The organism is Borrelia turicatae 91E135 (genome assembly GCF_000012085.2).
Taxonomy (GTDB): domain Bacteria; phylum Spirochaetota; class Spirochaetia; order Borreliales; family Borreliaceae; genus Borrelia; species Borrelia turicatae.
Window position 1 is genome coordinate 328,628 of sequence record NC_008710.1, and the last position, 17,534, is coordinate 346,161.

Here is a 17,534-nt window from a genome sequence, read left to right on the forward strand (position 1 = left end):
ATTATTCTAAATTTATTTTGATCTCAGTATTATTCATCTCTTTCATTTTTTCCTCAAGTTTTTTTTTAAGCTTTGAATCGGTCTTCTCTAAATAAAACTTATTCAACAAATTAAATGAAACCCCCCTTTCTCTAAAGCCAAGGACCTTATAAGTTCCATATTTAAGTTCCCCTTTAAGGGCTTTCCCCAAAACTTTTTCTAAATAAAATCTTTGATTTGTAACGCCTGAACCAATAATATTATCTTTATTATTCAAATAATCTTCACCATCAAAAAGAACAGCAAAAACACCATGCTCACGAACTGATGAGAGAACTCCTTTAATAGCTGTACCTACAATTGGAAGAACTACAGAAACTCCTAAGTCTAAAATTAAAGAGTCAGATAAAACTTTTACCCTATTGCTATCATGCCAATTTCCTAAAGTTCTAAAGAACACTTCTGAATCTAAAACCTCTCTAATTCCATTCTTGAAATAAGGAAAAATATAATTATTCATAACAGGATATTCTTGTCCAGCAATCAAGGCAACATTTTTATTATGTAAATTAGAACTTTTTAAAAATAAACCCACATAATAACCCAATATGTAAGCTTCCTCTGCAACATTATAAGAGAGTGAATACACTTGTGGATTAATATTTTTAACTAAAGAATCAAAAAGCAAGAACTTAGTATAAGGATAATTGGGGGAAACCCTATCAATAATTCCTTGCATTGCATTATTTGTCGTTATCAAAAAATCATAATTGTTAGAATTTAATAACTTTTCAAGTAATTCTATCCATTCATGTTGATTAAACCCAGCTTCAAACAAACGAATCTCAATATCACTCTTATTTTTTTTAAATTCAATTAAAAAATCATACATTGCTTTATAAGAAGGAGAACCACTAATGATTCCAGGAATAAATAATGCAATTTTTCTATTAGATGAAGACCTGGGTTCTCTAATTCTAAAAAAATTAATATAAACAAATAAAAATAAACAAATTAGTGAAACAAAAACACAAAAAATCCTAAAAAAAAGAGCTTTACTCACAGAAATAAAACACCTTTTTCTCATAAAATAAAACTTGATACTATGAGAACAAAATGGCATAAAATCAAAAACCTAAAACGCACAATATACCAACTTTTTCAAAAAAGTTTCTTTGTAAAAAGATACCATAAAAGCCTCTATCACGTCCAATTCTATATCCGATTTTTTGCTTAAATTTGCTTAAAAACACCAGCATTGTATGAATATAACAAGAAACTTATTAACAAAAACTCAATGCAAGAAATAGCCTAAATCAAATTAAAACTATCAATCTTGAAAATAGGAATTTTTATAAATACTTCACAATCACAACATTTATCAAAATTAAAACTCTCTGGGTTTTAACAAATAAAATTCATTAACACTTAAATTACTAGGAATATCACCATTTGTACGAATTAAATACATTTTAAAAGAATGAACAGTTTTAAAAAACTTTTTTGTTAAAGACGAGCGATTTTTTTTATAATTTTCCAAATATTTTAAAATAGCCCCATGGATGCTCACTTTATCAAACACATCAGAAGAATGCTTAACAATATCTTCTATAAAGAAAAACACATTGGCCAAATAAATAAAATTATTAAAAAGAATACCTATACGGCCTCTTAAATAATTGACATAATTTATCATGTCAACTCTATTCCCTAAGGTATAATTTTTATCTTCTAAACTCCACTTTGAATATATTGTATTAAATTTAGGATCTCTTACCAAATAATCATATACAAAATCAAATCTAAAACTATCTTCAATATATTTTAAAAATATGTAAGTTAAACGACTATTATTTAGAGAAACAAAATTTTTACGAGACATTTCTTTCAAATTTTCAATTACATTTTGCGACACAGAATCACTAGTTTTATATAAAAAAGAATTATTATCCCAAAGTAAAATACTAGTGCCTGCTGAAATCCAATACTCATCCTTGTTATAATGTTTAAGAACTCCATCAAAAACACTAACAAAATAATTATTAAAGTATTCACAATTTACATAAAATTTTGCCGGAGCATCTGTCATAAAAAAATAATTATTTAAATCTACAGAAAATGAAGAACCTTGCACAACCTCATAAATAAACACCTCTAAACTCCCCTTAAATAAATATATTTTTGCATCCTGCATATCTTTAAGAGAAGAATAACAAATAAGACTATGGGTATTAGAATACAAGGTTAAATCTGATGCAATACCATTTATCCCATACAAACCTATTTTAATTTTAGAATTATCTCCCACTTCAATAAAATCATATTCAAAAATTTCATCCCCCAAATTTAATTTAACAGGAATAGCATTCCTTATAATATTAATCTGTCCTTCCATTTCTTTAATAGACGCTACTTGAGAGAATAATGTCACTTGTAATAATAAAAGTAAAAGGATAATAACATATGATTTCACAATCAAATTTTCCTCTTTTTTAAAACCTTATAAGCTTAATTATATCTTTTTTAAAGAGATTTACTAACTTTAATAAAAATGAAAAATACGTTATAATTTTCAAGAAAGTATAAAAATAATATTTTATACTAAGCCCGTTCTTTTAAAGAACCTAAAACGTAATAAAGCTACAATTTATGTAGTTAATCTTATGTCAAAAGGATGTACTTATGATGAAAAAAAACAAATTACTATTTTTAATGTTATTCGTATTTGCTCTTTCCCTAATTTCATGTGAAACCCCACCAGAAGAAAGAACATGTGGAGATGCTAAAATTTCTAAGGAATACTAAATGCAAGGGTTAGAGTATTGATACAATAAAAATGGAACTTAATATATACAGTTATACAGTAAAAAAATTGTATAATGTTAAATTGTGTAATAATATACTAATTAGAGGCTTTATGCAAAGATAAAAGAATTAATGTTTAGAAAGCAAAGTTCTTAATTTATGTAGTCAATATCACATAAGAAGGATGTATTTATGATAAAAAAAAGCAAATTATTATTTTTAATGTTATCTGTATTTGCTCTTCCCCTAATTTCATGCAAAACCCCGCCAGAGGATACAAAGAATGCAAACTCCAAAATTTCAACTAAAGAAACTGGGGATATAAAAAGAGACATTGAAGATATAAAGAAGGGAGTCCTAAGAGAACGGGGCAATCTTTTTTATTCTAAAGAATTTAATGAGACTGAAAAGATTGAAAAAGAAATGCACGAAAAATTTGCAAAGGGAATGATTAAAGAAGGTAATGAAATTGCCCTAAAAGTATTAGAAAGGTACAGAAATATCGCAAGAGATACAACAGAAAAAAAAGAACAAATAAACTACTTGAAAGAAAACATTGAAAAATACTTGAATGATGCTGAAGCTAATGAAGCATATATATGGATCCCATTAGAAATAGACGAAGTAAATAACTTATATTTCGAAGCAACAAGAAAATATAAAATGTATGATATCGAAAGCTCTCTTGGAATGTATAGTAAAACATTTAATAAAGCACAACAAGCTGCTAAAAAGGCAAAAGAAGCAAGGGCTCTTAAAGAAACGGAAGAGAGAATGTATAAACAATTAAAAGCACTGGAAGCTGCTTCTGAACTCCCCGTTTACAGAAACAATAAACTCATTAAACCATCACCATGGAATGGAAGAGCGCTTCTTAAGGATAAAGGTGAACGCATAAATCTTTTAAACCCACAAGACGAAACTTACTTACTTGGACAAATGGATTCATTAATACTTGCTTATGAAGAAAAGGCTGAAGAAGTAAAAACCCCAGACCCAAATAAATTTAAAACACTCCAGCTTATTGAAAAAGCCAGACAATTATGGGAACAAGGACTTGAAGCTAAGAATCTTAATAATCTTAGACTTGCAAATGAATTATTCTTAGATTCTGCAAGATATCTCAAAGCCTATCAAAGTCACTCAAGTAAGGAGTTATATATAATTAAAATCGGAAACACCTTGTGGGGTATTTCTAAGAAATTGTACAACGACCCTTACCTATGGCCAAAAATTTGGTTTGCAAACAGACAAAAAATTCAGAATCCGGATTTAATACATGAAAATTGGAAAATAATAATTCCTTCTAAATAAAACAAAAAAGAAAATAAGCTTATGCTTGTTTTCTTTTTTTATATCTAATAAAATTAATCTAAACAAATTTTTTTTACAAAATAAGAGAATCAAAAATGAAAAAACTAGTACTAACAAGTATCCTATTCTTTTCCTGCTATACAGTAGCTCACTTAAACAAACAACTTACAAAAGACACTCCGTACAGCATTTACCTACGAGAAGCTCAAAAAGCAACAAATGTTAACGATTATCAATCTGCTTTAAAGATATATGAAAAAATGATTAAAAATTATAAAGAAAATGAAAGCATCGTTGCCATAGGAAAGTATGAAATCGCATTCATATATTATGTGACAAATAAAAACAACACAGCAAAAAAGCTCTTTGAAGAATTAATACAATCTAATGTGCAAACACCTAAATGGATTATTCCCTTATCTCAAAAGATAATAGAGAAGATAAAAAACCAACAAAAAAAATAAATAATAATACACAATTAATGCAAACCACTACTTAAGTAATATTCCATAAATTGTAATATCTTTTTCCTTAGCTGATCTAATGACATCCTCATAAACTATAGGTCCTCGGGGATATTCATGGGGAGGTGCATTACCCAATACGATAATAAACCTATTATCTGCTTTCCAATCAAATTGAGTAACAGCAGAATTAATTCCCTCAAATACTGCCTCAGGATAATCTCCCCCACCACCCACACTAATATCTTCAAGAACATTATTTAAATATTCTTTATTATTAAAATCAAAAGATCTTGTTAAAAAATCTTCAAGATAATCCTTATAAAACACAAAACCTACCCTATAAGACCTATATTGACTTAACTGCGGTTCTATCATAGAGAAAAGGTGTTCTCTTAAAATTTCGATATGATTTTTCATACTATCAGTCACATCAATAACAAAAACAAGATCTAAATCAGCAAGCGGATCTTCTGATTCTTCTAAAATATTTTTTATCTTATCAACAAGATCAAGTCCTTTTTTTGCAACAACAACATTATCTGAAAACCTAGAGAATTCTTTTTTTAAATCATTATTCTCACTTGTACTTTCTCGTTGAATGTCTCCAAAAAATAACTCATAAGCATTATCCTTATACTGACCTAAATAATCATTATATTTTTTCTCAAAAGTTCTAATTGAAAACCAAAAAGGATCTTTTTTTCTCTTTAGAACTTCTAAATCGATATCACCACTCCTTGTCAAAAAATTAGGAAAACCGTATCTCAACTTTTTAGGTATTAAGATATGAAAAGCTTGTCCAAATCTTCTATTTTGAACAGGCGTAGAAGATGTTAATGATAAGAGACGTCTATTTTGAATAACTCTACCATTTAAAATTCTAATCTCATCCCCATTAATTCTATTATACTCCAATGTTCTAAATGAATAAGTAGAAACGTCTTTACTCTTATCTGGAATTTCAAAAGACTCAGTTAAAATAACCGATTTAATATTTGGCTTTTTTCTTATGAAAAGATGAAAACCATCTTCATGAGCCTCAACATATACATCATCAATATTAATACTTAAATGATCATTAATTGAAGAAAATAAATTAAATACAATAAATAAGGAAATAATAAAGTAAGCTTTTTTCATATAAATCCTTACACGTTATTAGGCAACCTTATATGCCTTAAAACTAACAAAATCACTAAATAATCTAAAGATTATCAGCCAAATTATCATAGAATAAAATCTTAGAACCAATAAAATCATTCTTAAAAATACCTCTAAGATTTAAACTAGCAAGATCTTTTTTAACACTCTTAACCATATCATCATCACGATTTAAGATATCAAATATTCTAGAAGATTCAGTCAAATTCGCAATCCCCGAATCAAAAAGATTATTATTTCTAACAACACCAGATTCAATCCTATCACCAAGAGATGCTCTTATCTCAACAACTCCTAGATTATTGTAAATTTCAATTTCTTTTATCAATAAAGCTTTATGATGATCATTCCCTTGAGGTTTAAAACTTAAAATGCTAGACTTTTCTGATTCCAAATTCTGCAATACTCTTAAATAATAACTCCTAGCAGCCTCAAAATCACCCATCTTGTAGAGAACAGATGCAATTGAGTTTAAAACTTTATTACTATTTGCAAATCCAGACATATTTTGAACTCTAAATAAATAAGTTAATGCATCTTTATAATTATTTTCCTTATAATTAAGCAATGCTAATTTGTAATAAACATCTGGGGAATTAACTCCTTCATTTATTGCCATTTCATAAGAAGATATAGCCGATTTAAAACCATTTAAAGTCCTAAGAATATCCCCCTGCTTTTCATAAATTAAAGCAAGCTCTCTAGAGCTTTTAACAAGACCATTTTTTTTATAAAAATCATATTCATTTAAAGCCAGACTAACAATATTACTTGCCTTAAGAGCATCATTGTTCCTCTCATAAATATCTGACAAAATTCTATAAGCAACAATCTTTTCAGAAGAATTTTCAATTGAATCTTCTTGTCTAAAACTATTCAGTGCTGTTAATAAATACCCTTCTGATTTCTTAAGATCACCCATATAATAAAAATATCTACCACTCTCAAAAAGAGCCTTATCGTAATCAGGATTTTTGAATAAAATTCTTCTAAGAATATATTCAATCTCTGAGTTAAGATTAATATCATTTAAAGCATTAGAAATGCTTTTTCCATTACCTGCCTTAAAACTAGAAAATTCTTTATTAAGTAAGTTCATTTGAGCACTGAAATATTTCAAATTTCTAGAAAGAGCATTTATTCTTTTATTATAAACTGTAAACTCAACATACTTATCTATCAATTTCTTAGCATATTTAGTATAAACTACTTCATCAATATCTAATTCCTTATTTACCTTAATAAAAGCATTTACATCTTCAGCTTCTCTCTCAGCACCAGCCTCAATGTAAGCATTAAAAAGCTTAAACAAAATTTCCTTTTTATGACCATATTTTGAAAGCAAGATAGTGTAATTATTAATACTATCTTTGTAATATGCAGGATCTCTTTGAGCCCACTGAAAATAATTATCACCCTTAGCCATTAATGCCTCATAATCATAAATAGAATAAGATATAACCTCATCCAAAATAGCATTGGCATCAGCATACTCACCAAGCCTCATTTTCATAAAAGCATAAGATATATATCCATCCCTATCAAAATTTTTACGTCTTCTCTTAGAAGCACCCACAGAAAATGGATCAATGGTAAATAATTCTTCGTATTTTTCCTCAGCACTATCAAAATCTCTTACATCTTCAAAAACTTTAGCATAAGTTAAAAACCACTTTTTGTTAGGTTTCATATAATATGCATCCCTAAAAATAGCTTTAGCAAGCTCTCTCTTATTCTCATATATATATGATATTCCCTCTTTATATTTTCTATCAGATGCAATATAAAAAAACATAACATCAACTAAAAAATAAAAAGACAAAAAGGTCAAAATAACAAAAAGAGATGCAATTTTAAAGATTGGGGTTAAAGCTTTAGAAAGTCTATAGCTAAATTTCTTTTCAAGTTTGCTACATTCCTCTGCTTTATAATACATAACAGGCAATTTAACAGAACGACCAACAATGTCTCCAACAAATTTAGCAATAAACTTAAGCCCTTTCTTATTTTGTTCAACAAGATCAATTAATGCTTCAATTTTGTACCTAGAGACATTCTCTAGCATTAAAGCCTCAGCAATAGCAATTCTCAAATTTCTAGGATAAGAATCTAAATGCTTGAAAAATAAAGGATAATTAATTTTAAAATTATGTTTACCTAAAGGTTCTTTTTGGTCATTTTCCAAAAATTCAAAATCATCTGAAAGATTAGACCAATTATCCTCCTCACCATCACTAAGATTTTCAGAATTTTCATTAGAAAATGATTCATCACTGTAAGGCATTTCTAAACTATTATTTGTTTCATCTGATTCCTTTAGACCACTAATCATATTCTCAAGATCAAAATCATCATTACTATCATTTAGAGATTCCTGACTCAAATTATTAGCATCAATCTCATTATCAATAGACTCATCAGAATTTAATAAATCTGAATCCAAATCATTCTCTATATCTAGATTTTGCAAACTATCAGCATTATTATCTAAATCGAAATTAATAGCATCGTCTAAACTAATAGAATTATCATCAAGAACTTTTTCAAGATTTTCTTCAAGATGAGAACTTAAAACATCAAAATCATTATCTAACTCATTAAACTCAGGATCAATGTCTACTTTTTTAGAATCTTTTAAAATTGCAATATCATTTTCATTAGATCCATCATTCTGATCTTCCTCACTATCAAGCTCACCAAGCATAGCATCCAAATCAAGCTCATCATCGGGTTCTTCTTCTAAATCAAAAACTTCTTCCTGATTTTCCCAAGGAACAATAGACTCCCCATCTTTAGGAGGTTCAATATCCATTTTGATGCCAAAACGTTCCTTTTGAGCCCTCTCATCGGAAATATTATCTAATAATTCTCTTTTAAACTTATTTATTTTCTCTATATCTGGCATATTACAATCAAAATCCTAAATCAAACCACTATATATCTTGGCTCCCTCTTCATGAAGGACCTCGAAACGTTTCTCTAAATCATCAGCAATTCTAGAACCCAAAATTTCTTTTGTTGGTTCTAAACCTTCTTGATTTAACTGCTCTAAAATTAAATTTTTGTATTCAAGTATATCCAATATTTCTGTTGCATTATAAACAAGAGTATCTTCTTTAAAAACATCACAAGACATATCCTCATTTGATGAAACTTCAAGAATACTCCCGTTAACACCAACCATTATAAAATAATCAAAAAGCTTAAAATAACTTGAAATCTCTGAAATTATTTTTTTAGTCTCAGGCCTACCTTTCCTATATCTTGTAGCCGTCGGAAAAATAAGAATCATATAACCACTACTCTTTTTATCTGCAATACATCTCATAGAATTAGCATTAAAAACTCGTCGCGCCCTAATCGTTTCATGATCAACGCCAACAAATGCATGTGGAGGATAAATAAATATCACACTATAACCTAAAGATAGACTTTTAATTAATAAATTATCTTTAAAAAGTTTAACACCAGCTATAGGAACAATATGTTCCGAAACTTCCTTACAATTCATTTGATTAAGCAAAAACTGAAAACAAGGAAAATCAAAATTACTATAATGTTCCATTAATATAATTGAAGACTTGCCAGATTTAGATTTTTCATAAAGCTTTAAAATATTTTGAATACCAACAATAGTAGAACTACTCTTAAGAAGTCTTTTAATCATTGTATCAACTAAACTCCTACTAACAGAATCTGCTTCATGATAAGAATTATTTAAATAATTTATCTTTTCAATAGCTTTAAACCTACTAAAAAATTCATTCTCAATACCTTTAAAATATTTATTAAAACTCTCATTACGTATAAACATAAAACTTCATCCTTTAAAGTTCTTGAAAAAAAAGATACTAGCAAACCAAAAATATTCCATGTAATATACTCACATGTAAATATTTTACATAATTATACTTTATTTATTTAGCAAATTAAAGTAAAATCCATTCAAGTATGTTAAACAAGAATAATTCAAAAGAAAAATAAAAAATATTTATAAGGAGAATAAATCAACTATGAAATACAAAACAATAATTCTTTTATCTTTATTGATTATATGGCTAACTTCCTGTTCCGGTGATGAACACAAAGATAAGATAACATTTAGAGTAACAAATGAAGCCGAGCCTGATTCACTTGATCCTCAACTTGCTACTTCTGTTCAAGCATTCAACATAATTATAAACACATTTGCGGGTTTAACAACAAGAAACACACAAACTGGAGGACATAAACCAGGATTAGCTCAATCTTGGGATATATCTGCAGATGGACTTGTATACACACTGCACTTAAGAGAAGGTATTATGTGGAGTGATGGGGTGCCCATTACTGCTGAAGGAATTCTAAAGTCTTACCTTAGAGTTTTAAATAAAGAAACAGGTTCACAATACGTTGACATCGTTAAATCAACAATCAAAAATGCAAAAGATTACTTCGAAGGTAAAATACCGGAATCCGAACTTGGTATTAAAACTATAGACAATTCAACTTTAGAGATAACTTTAGTTGCTCCAAAACCTTATTTTCTTGATATGTTAGCACATCAAACATTTATACCAGTACCAGTTCATGCTATTGAAAAATATGGACAAGCTTGGACAAATCCTGAAAATATAGTAGTAAGTGGTGCATACAAATTAAAGACAAGAATCCCAAATGAAAAAATAGTGCTTGAAAAAAACGATAAATACTACAATGCCTCAAATGTTGAAATAGATGAAGTGATATTTTATCAGGTACAAGGAAACACTGCGTATAACATGTACATAAACGACGAACTTGATTTCCTAACCAAAGTAGCATCAGAATACTTAGATGAAGCTAGAATAAGAAATGATTATTATTCTCATCCTATAAATAGAGTAGCCTACATGGCATTTAACACCACTATCAAACCACTTGATAATGTAAAGGTTAGAGAAGCTTTAACTCTTGCTATTGACAGAGAAGCACTCAATAAGATCACTCTAAAGGGTCAATCAAAACCAACAAGAAACTTAACACCACCATTTGAGCATTATTCTTACGGGAAACAATTAAAATTATTTGACCCACAAAGAGCAAAACAACTACTAGCTGAAGCTGGTTATCCTGATGGAGCAGGTTTTCCTACTCTTAAATATAAAACTTCACAACGAAATGGAATGGCAATAACTGCAGAGTTCTTGCAAGAACAACTTAAAAAAACACTAAATATTAACATTGAAATTGAAATTGAAGAATGGAATACATTCCTAAATAATAGAAACAAAGGTAATTATCAAACATCATATATGGGATGGACAGGTGATTATTCAGATCCACTAACATTTCTTGAGAGTCTATTTACAACAGAAAATCAAGGATTTGGAGCATATGGCTATTCAAACAAAAAATATGACAATTTAATAGAACAATCTAATTTTGCACAAGACCCAATACAAAGACAAGATATTTTAAGACAAGCTGAGGCTCTAATTATAGAGCAAGATTTTCCTGTAGCTCCACTCTCAATACTCAAATCATACTATCTATTCAGACATGACAAATGGACTGGTTGGATTCCTAATGTTTCAGAAGCTTATCTTTATGAAGAAATAAAATATAAAAGAGAAAACATTAATAATTAATAATAAAATATGAAAATAACTTTAAAATTAATAGACTAATACTTAATAATGATTAAAAATCACTTCTATAAACTATAGGAGTGGTTTTTATTACATAACCATAGCTTTTAAAATCACCTCAAAATTTTTGCATCTATATCTCTTTTATAATAGTTCATTATTTTACTTTATAAACTTTTTTATATCGAACACTAAGTAACTATTCAAAAATTTAAGCAAAGATACACATCTTATTTAATATCCAATAATATCCTACATTCATATGCCTCTCTTATTATCTTTATATTTAAACGTACTTTATGGTACAATTGATTCTTCTACCAAATAAATTAAAAGGTTCAATAAAACAAATTTTATAGGAAAAAACTTTTAACTGTTTTAATTGAATTAGAATTAACTTTAGTAACTAGGAGATAAAAGAATGAAAATAAAAAAATATACGTTTATTATATTTTTCTTAACAGTTATTTTATCCTGCAGTAAGGAAAATAGCAAAGAAAATTTGTCTTTCAAAATCAGCATGGGAGGAGAACCTAAATCAATAGATCCGCAATTAACTGAAGATAAAATAGGTGCAACTATAGTCGCACAAATGTTTAGTGGTATAGTAGATGGTGACCCAAAAACTGGTGGATACAAGCCAGGACTAGCTCAATCTTGGGACATATCCGATGATGGAACTATATATACATTTCACTTAAGAAAAGATATCGTTTGGAGTGATGGAGTCCCTATTACTGCTGAAGGTATAAGAAGATCTTATATTAGGATGTTAACTAAAGATACAGCATCAAATTATGTCGGTATGATTAAGTCAACAATCAAAAATGCACAAGATTACTTCGAGGGCAAAATACCAGAATCTGAACTTGGCATTAAAACTATAGATGAATTGACACTAGAGATCTCTATTATTACTCCAAAAGCTTACTTTTTAGATATGCTAGTACACCAATCTTTCATACCAGTACCAGTTCATGCTATTGAAAAATATGGAAAAAACTGGACAAATCCTGAAAACATGGTAGTAAGTGGTGCATACAAACTAAAGGAAAGAAATCCCAACGAAAAAATATCACTTATAAAAAATGATAAATACTTTAACGCTGCAAACATTGAATTACAAGAACTTATATTTTACACAATAAATGATGCATCAACTGCCTATAGAATGTATGAAAATAATGAAATTGATATGCTTATACATGGAGCAATTCCACCTGATTTAATAAAAGAAATAAAATTAAGAAATGATTATTATTCATCTGCTATTAATGGTCTTTACTACTTTTCATTTAACACACAAGTCAAACCTCTTGATAATGTAAAGGTTAGAGAAGCTTTAACTCTTGCTATTGATAGAGAAACATTAACAAAAAAAGTTATAGATAATGGTTCTATTCCTACAAGAAGTATAAGCCCAAAATTTAATCATTATTCTTACGGCAAACCACTAGAATTATTTAATCCACAAAGAGCAAAAGAACTAATGGCTGAAGCTGGTTATCCTAATGGTGAGGATTTCCCTCAACTAAAACTCAAATATAATACAAATGAAAGTCATAAAAAAATTGCTGAATTTGTTCAAAATCAATGGGAAAAAATTTTAAATATCAACATTGTACTTGAAAATGAAGAATGGGCATCATTCTTAGAAACCAAACAAAAAGGAAATTATGAAATAGCAAGATCTGGTTGGATAGGTGATTATTCAGATCCATTAACATTCTTAAGTTTATTCCAAAAAGAGTTTGCATATTTTTCCTCATACAAGTACTTTAATAAAGAATATGAAAATTTAATAAACCAATCTGATCGCGAGCAAGATCCAATTAAAAGACAAAACATTTTAAGACAAGCTGAAGAAATAATTATAAAGAAAGATTTCCCTGTAGCCCCAATATACATATATGCAGGAAACTACCTATTCAAAAATGACAAATGGACCGGTTGGGTACCTAACATTTCAGAAAGATTTAATTTCTCTGAAATTAAAAGAATCAAATAACAATAAACAAACATCTATAAAGATAGATGTTTGTTTATCAAAAATTTAATTCTTTTCTTTAAAAATTGTAATTTATATATTAATGAATAAGAATAAGTTAAGACTAACTTAAGGATGTGCATTTTCCCAACTAAAATAAATTCAATATTTTTTGAAAAATATTGAATCTCATATGTTAAAATAACTAATTATACAACGAAAAAAATCTTTCTGTTATAATAAGGAGCAATTATGTTAAAGTTTACCATGCAAAAAATACTGGAAACAATACCAACTTTAATAGTAATAATTTTTTTGTGTTTTTTAATAATGAAGCTTGCTCCCGGGAACCCATTTGATTCTGAAAAACCCATTGACCCTCAAATTAAAGAAAAATTGATGCAAAAATACCATCTTGATAAACCTTTTTATGTACAAGCTTACTACTACATCACAAACATTTTCAAAGGAGACTTTGGGCCATCATTAGTAAAGAAAGATTTAAATGTAAATCAATACATAAAATTAGGATTTCCTAAATCATTTACAATTGGAATAATAAGCTTAATAATATCTCTCACACTTGGAATTTTGCTAGGCTCATTAGCAGCGATCAAAAAAAACACTCGCACCGATTATATAATAAGAATAGCAGCAATATGTGGAATTTCTGTACCCACCTTTGTGACTGGTCCTCTTTTACAATATCTTTTATCTGTAAAATTAAAATTATTTTACACTTCTGGATGGATTTCAGAACGAGGAGGGCTTACAAATTTAATTATGCCAATATTAACAATGAGTTTACCATGGATAGCTATTTTTACACGCATTATTAGGGGTTCTATGTTAGAAATACTAAAGAGCGATTTTGTAAGAACAGCAAAAGCTAAAGGACTAAGCTTTAATGTAATAATCAGAAAGCATGTGTTAATAGGCTCTATACTCCCTCTAGTAAGTTATATAGGGCCTGCATTTGCTGGTATAATTTCTGGCAGTATGGTTATTGAACAAATATTTAGAATTGCTGGAATGGGTACATTTACAGTAGAATCATCTCTAAACAGGGATTATCCACTACTCATGGGTTCACTATTAGTATATTCAACAATATTGCTCATTTCCATTTTAGCATCTGATATTGCTTATAAAAAACTTGACCCAAGAACATAGGAGAACAAAATGAACGAACACGAAAATCAAGACACCTACGTCGAAATCCACACAGCAAACAAAAGAGCTTGGTTAAGATTCAAGGAAAACAAACTTGCGTTTATTAGTATATTTATTATCGGATTTTATATACTAATTGCAATACTTCGGCCAATACTACCAATATACAAATATCATACTCAAGTAGTAGAACATGCCGATTTGCCCCCATCTCTTAAATATGCTGGAGAACTATGGTATGAAAAGGAACTTCATTTCATCAAAAGATTATCAGCAAAGGAAAAACGAGAAATCAATAAGGAAGAAAAAGCAAAACTAGAAGAGATAAAAAGAAAAATAGAAACCGAGGTTCAAACAATTGATGGAAAAGAAATTAAAATACACAAAAGAATATATCTACTAGGAACAGACAATCTTGGACGAGATTTACTTGCAAGAATAATACAAGGAAGTCAAATATCAATATCTGTAGGCTTTATTGGAGCACTCATATCAATGATCATAGGCACTATAATAGGTGCAATAGCTGGCTTTTTTGGTGGTATTATCGATAGAATAATAACTAAAATAATAGAAATTTTTTATGTCTTACCTACTTTGCTTGTCATAATAATTTTAATGACTGTTATGGAAAGAAATATCATTGGGGTATTTATTGCAATTAGCATTATCTCATGGCTAACAATTGCTAGGATAGTAAGAGGGCAAGTAAAATCACTTGCAAGATCTGAATTTATACAGGCAGCTAGAACACTAGGTGCAACAAATACGAGAATGATATTTAAACACTTAATTCCTAATAGTTTTGGCATGATAGTAATTATTACAACAATGAATGTTCCATCATTCATTATGCTTGAATCATTTTTATCATTCTTAGGTCTGGGAATATCAGCACCAATGACTAGTTGGGGAGAATTAATCAAAAACGGAATCCCCACATTTATTGAATACCCATGGAAAATTTTCATCCCAGCAACAGTCATGACAATATTTTTACTATTTATGAACTTTTTAGGCGACGGATTAAGAGATGCATTTGATCCAAAAGACAACCTTTAGGAGACATTCAATGAAAGAAGACTATATGCTGGATATAAGAAATTTATCAATTGAGTTTAAGTTGAAGCATACAACAATATATCCTGTAAGCAACATAAACTTAAAAATGAAAAAAGGAGAAATTAGGGCTATTGTTGGAGAATCTGGTAGCGGTAAATCTGTCACAAGCATGGCAATACTAAAATTGCTGCCTGAAATTACGACAGTATACAAAACAGGTGAAATACTATTTGAAGGTCAAGACTTACTAAAACTTAGCGAAAAAGAACTTCAAAATATTAGAGGCAATAAAATAGCAATGATATTCCAAGATCCAATGACTTCTCTAAATCCATATTTAAGAATATCTACACAAATTGAAGAAACAATAATGTTACATCAAAAATTAGATAAAAAGACAGCAAAGCAAAAAGCAATAGAAATGTTAAAAACAGTTGGTGTTATAAATGCAGAAGAGCGAATAGAACATTATCCACACCAATTTTCAGGGGGAATGAGACAAAGAGTTATGATTGCAATGGCTCTCAGTTGCCATCCATCATTATTAATTGCAGACGAGCCAACCACAGCTCTTGATGTCACAATCCAAGAACAAATATTACTACTCATAAAAAGCCTGTCTAAAAAATTTAATACCTCCACCATATTAATAACCCATGATTTAGGAGTAGTTGCAGAAGTATGCGATACAGTTTCTGTAATGTACCAAGGAAAATTTGTAGAAGAAGGTACAGTACAAGAAATATTTAAAAATCCTAAACATCCATATACAATTGGACTTCTAAAATCAATACTTACTCTTGATAAGGACCCAAACGAAAAACTTTATTCAATTAAAGATAATCCTATTGGGACTATTACAAACAAAATGGAAGGGGATTTTAAATGAAAAATGAAAAAGACATAATTCTTAAAGTAGAAAACTTAGTACAAACATTCACAATTGGGGAAAACTTTTTATTTTGGAAAAATAAACGTAAGGTAAATGCCGTAAATGGTATCAGCTTTGAAGTTGAACGCAACAAAACATTAGGACTGGTTGGGGAATCTGGATGTGGAAAATCAACAACCTTAAGAACAATAATGCAGCTCTATACACCAACATCTGGCAACATATATTTCAATGGAAAAGATATTACTAAACTGTCAAAAAGAGAACTTTTAAAGACAAAAAAGGACATGCAAATGGTATTCCAAGATCCACACACATCCCTCAATCCAAGAATGACAATAAAAGAAATAATAGCAGAACCATTAGTAATATACAACGAAAATAAAATTTTCCCAAGAACCAAGCAAGAAATAGAAAAAAGAGTAAATGAATTAATGGATATTACTGGACTTGCAAAAAGCATGCTATCTAGATATCCACACGAATTCTCAGGGGGACAAAGACAAAGAATAGGAATAGCAAGAGCACTTGCTCTAAATCCCAAGCTCTTACTGCTAGACGAAGCCGTATCTGCACTAGATGTATCAATAAGAGCACAAATTTTAAATTTACTTAAAGATTTACAAAAAGAATTGAATTTATCTTATCTATTCATTTCACACGACTTGGCAGTAGTAAAATACATGAGCGATAAAATTGCCGTAATGTATCTGGGAGTCATTTTAGAGATTGCGCCTAGAGAAATTTTATTCTCAAACCCTAAACATCCATACACTAAAACATTAATAGCATCTATTCCTGAAATTGATCCTGAAAAAATAAAAAACAAAACTATCAAGCTTGATGAACCATCCCTCACAAATATACGAAACACATCTATAACACCAGAAAATGCAACTCTTGAGGAAGTAGAAAAGGATCATTTCGTATCTAAGTACCTTTTTGATGAAATGAATAATCTGATAAATAAAAATGATACCTAAGACAAATAAACTTTTATTTGTCTTAACCCAGATTTTTATATTTAGGCCTCACAAGACAATGTGGGTTATTACTTAATTCAGCATAAATTTTTATATTTACAT

13 protein-coding genes are annotated in these 17,534 nt (G+C 29.0%); 8 read left to right on the forward strand and 5 right to left on the reverse strand.

Annotation, left to right across the window (positions count from 1 at the left end; genetic code table 11):
• Position 1: 1 nt before the first annotated feature.
• A complete protein-coding gene (locus BT0_RS01590) occupies positions 2–1,042 on the reverse strand; it encodes a BMP family ABC transporter substrate-binding protein (RefSeq protein ID WP_041178455.1) in 1,041 nt (346 codons plus the stop codon).
• A gap of 324 nt (positions 1,043–1,366) precedes the next feature.
• A complete protein-coding gene (locus tag BT0_RS01595; protein WP_049752290.1) occupies positions 1,367–2,374 on the reverse strand; it encodes a hypothetical protein in 1,008 nt (335 codons plus the stop codon).
• A 602-nt stretch (positions 2,375–2,976) separates the two neighbouring features.
• On the opposite strand from BT0_RS01595, the gene BT0_RS01600 reads away from it, so the two are divergent.
• On the forward strand, positions 2,977–4,098 hold the full coding sequence (locus tag BT0_RS01600; RefSeq protein ID WP_011772278.1) for a LysM peptidoglycan-binding domain-containing protein: 1,122 nt from the start codon (positions 2,977–2,979) through the stop codon (positions 4,096–4,098).
• Between the two features lie 95 nt (positions 4,099–4,193).
• The gene (locus tag BT0_RS01605) at positions 4,194–4,562 is read left to right on the forward strand and encodes a hypothetical protein (RefSeq protein ID WP_011772279.1); all 369 of its coding nucleotides are present in this window, start codon (positions 4,194–4,196) and stop codon (positions 4,560–4,562) included.
• 27 nt (positions 4,563–4,589) lie between these two features.
• On the opposite strand, the gene BT0_RS01610 is transcribed toward BT0_RS01605, so the two are convergent.
• The 3 genes from BT0_RS01610 to BT0_RS01620 form a co-directional block, all read right to left on the reverse strand.
• Positions 4,590–5,705: a vWA domain-containing protein gene (locus BT0_RS01610; protein WP_011772280.1), complete on the reverse strand. Its 1,116-nt coding sequence runs from the start codon at positions 5,703–5,705 to the stop codon at positions 4,590–4,592.
• 64 nt (positions 5,706–5,769) lie between these two features.
• The gene (flcA, locus tag BT0_RS01615; RefSeq protein WP_011772281.1) at positions 5,770–8,631 is read right to left on the reverse strand and encodes a periplasmic flagellar collar protein FlcA; all 2,862 of its coding nucleotides are present in this window, start codon (positions 8,629–8,631) and stop codon (positions 5,770–5,772) included.
• 15 nt (positions 8,632–8,646) lie between these two features.
• Entirely contained in the window at positions 8,647–9,540 is an 894-nt protein-coding gene (locus tag BT0_RS01620) for a 1-acyl-sn-glycerol-3-phosphate acyltransferase (RefSeq protein WP_011772282.1), read from the reverse strand.
• A 199-nt stretch (positions 9,541–9,739) separates the two neighbouring features.
• Here BT0_RS01620 and BT0_RS01625 point away from each other — a divergent pair, with 199 nt between their 5' ends.
• The 6 genes from BT0_RS01625 to BT0_RS01650 all read left to right on the forward strand — a co-directional run bounded on the left by BT0_RS01625 (position 9,740) and on the right by BT0_RS01650 (position 17,432).
• Positions 9,740–11,335 (forward strand): peptide ABC transporter substrate-binding protein, encoded by a 1,596-nt coding sequence (locus BT0_RS01625; RefSeq protein WP_011772283.1) that lies wholly within the window; start codon positions 9,740–9,742, stop codon positions 11,333–11,335.
• 421 nt (positions 11,336–11,756) lie between these two features.
• Positions 11,757–13,343, forward strand: coding sequence for a peptide ABC transporter substrate-binding protein (locus tag BT0_RS01630; RefSeq protein WP_011772284.1), 1,587 nt, complete (start codon positions 11,757–11,759; stop codon positions 13,341–13,343).
• 231 nt (positions 13,344–13,574) lie between these two features.
• Positions 13,575–14,495: an ABC transporter permease gene (locus BT0_RS01635; RefSeq protein WP_011772285.1), complete on the forward strand. Its 921-nt coding sequence runs from the start codon at positions 13,575–13,577 to the stop codon at positions 14,493–14,495.
• A gap of 9 nt (positions 14,496–14,504) precedes the next feature.
• The gene (locus BT0_RS01640) at positions 14,505–15,557 is read left to right on the forward strand and encodes an ABC transporter permease (protein WP_011772286.1); all 1,053 of its coding nucleotides are present in this window, start codon (positions 14,505–14,507) and stop codon (positions 15,555–15,557) included.
• A 10-nt stretch (positions 15,558–15,567) separates the two neighbouring features.
• On the forward strand, positions 15,568–16,446 hold the full coding sequence (locus BT0_RS01645; protein WP_041178456.1) for an ABC transporter ATP-binding protein: 879 nt from the start codon (positions 15,568–15,570) through the stop codon (positions 16,444–16,446).
• Positions 16,443–17,432, forward strand: a complete 990-nt coding sequence (locus BT0_RS01650) for an ABC transporter ATP-binding protein (protein WP_011772288.1) — start codon at positions 16,443–16,445, stop codon at positions 17,430–17,432. Before BT0_RS01645 ends, BT0_RS01650 begins: the two co-directional genes overlap by 4 nt.
• The last annotated feature ends 102 nt before the right edge of the window (positions 17,433–17,534 follow it).

What these genes read in the sequence shown, in the direction of transcription:
- BT0_RS01595 (WP_049752290.1), bottom strand. Translation starts at nt 2,374, where the DNA reads ATGGAAGGACAGATTAATATTATAAGGAATGCTATTCCTGTTAAATTA.
- BT0_RS01600 (WP_011772278.1), top strand. Translation starts at nt 2,977, where the DNA reads ATGATAAAAAAAAGCAAATTATTATTTTTAATGTTATCTGTATTTGCT.
- BT0_RS01605 (WP_011772279.1), top strand. Translation starts at nt 4,194, where the DNA reads ATGAAAAAACTAGTACTAACAAGTATCCTATTCTTTTCCTGCTATACA.
- BT0_RS01610 (WP_011772280.1), bottom strand. Translation starts at nt 5,705, where the DNA reads ATGAAAAAAGCTTACTTTATTATTTCCTTATTTATTGTATTTAATTTA.
- flcA (WP_011772281.1), bottom strand. Translation starts at nt 8,631, where the DNA reads ATGCCAGATATAGAGAAAATAAATAAGTTTAAAAGAGAATTATTAGAT.
- BT0_RS01620 (WP_011772282.1), bottom strand. Translation starts at nt 9,540, where the DNA reads ATGTTTATACGTAATGAGAGTTTTAATAAATATTTTAAAGGTATTGAG.
- BT0_RS01625 (WP_011772283.1), top strand. Translation starts at nt 9,740, where the DNA reads ATGAAATACAAAACAATAATTCTTTTATCTTTATTGATTATATGGCTA.
- BT0_RS01630 (WP_011772284.1), top strand. Translation starts at nt 11,757, where the DNA reads ATGAAAATAAAAAAATATACGTTTATTATATTTTTCTTAACAGTTATT.
- BT0_RS01635 (WP_011772285.1), top strand. Translation starts at nt 13,575, where the DNA reads ATGTTAAAGTTTACCATGCAAAAAATACTGGAAACAATACCAACTTTA.
- BT0_RS01640 (WP_011772286.1), top strand. Translation starts at nt 14,505, where the DNA reads ATGAACGAACACGAAAATCAAGACACCTACGTCGAAATCCACACAGCA.
- BT0_RS01645 (WP_041178456.1), top strand. Translation starts at nt 15,568, where the DNA reads ATGAAAGAAGACTATATGCTGGATATAAGAAATTTATCAATTGAGTTT.
- BT0_RS01650 (WP_011772288.1), top strand. Translation starts at nt 16,443, where the DNA reads ATGAAAAATGAAAAAGACATAATTCTTAAAGTAGAAAACTTAGTACAA.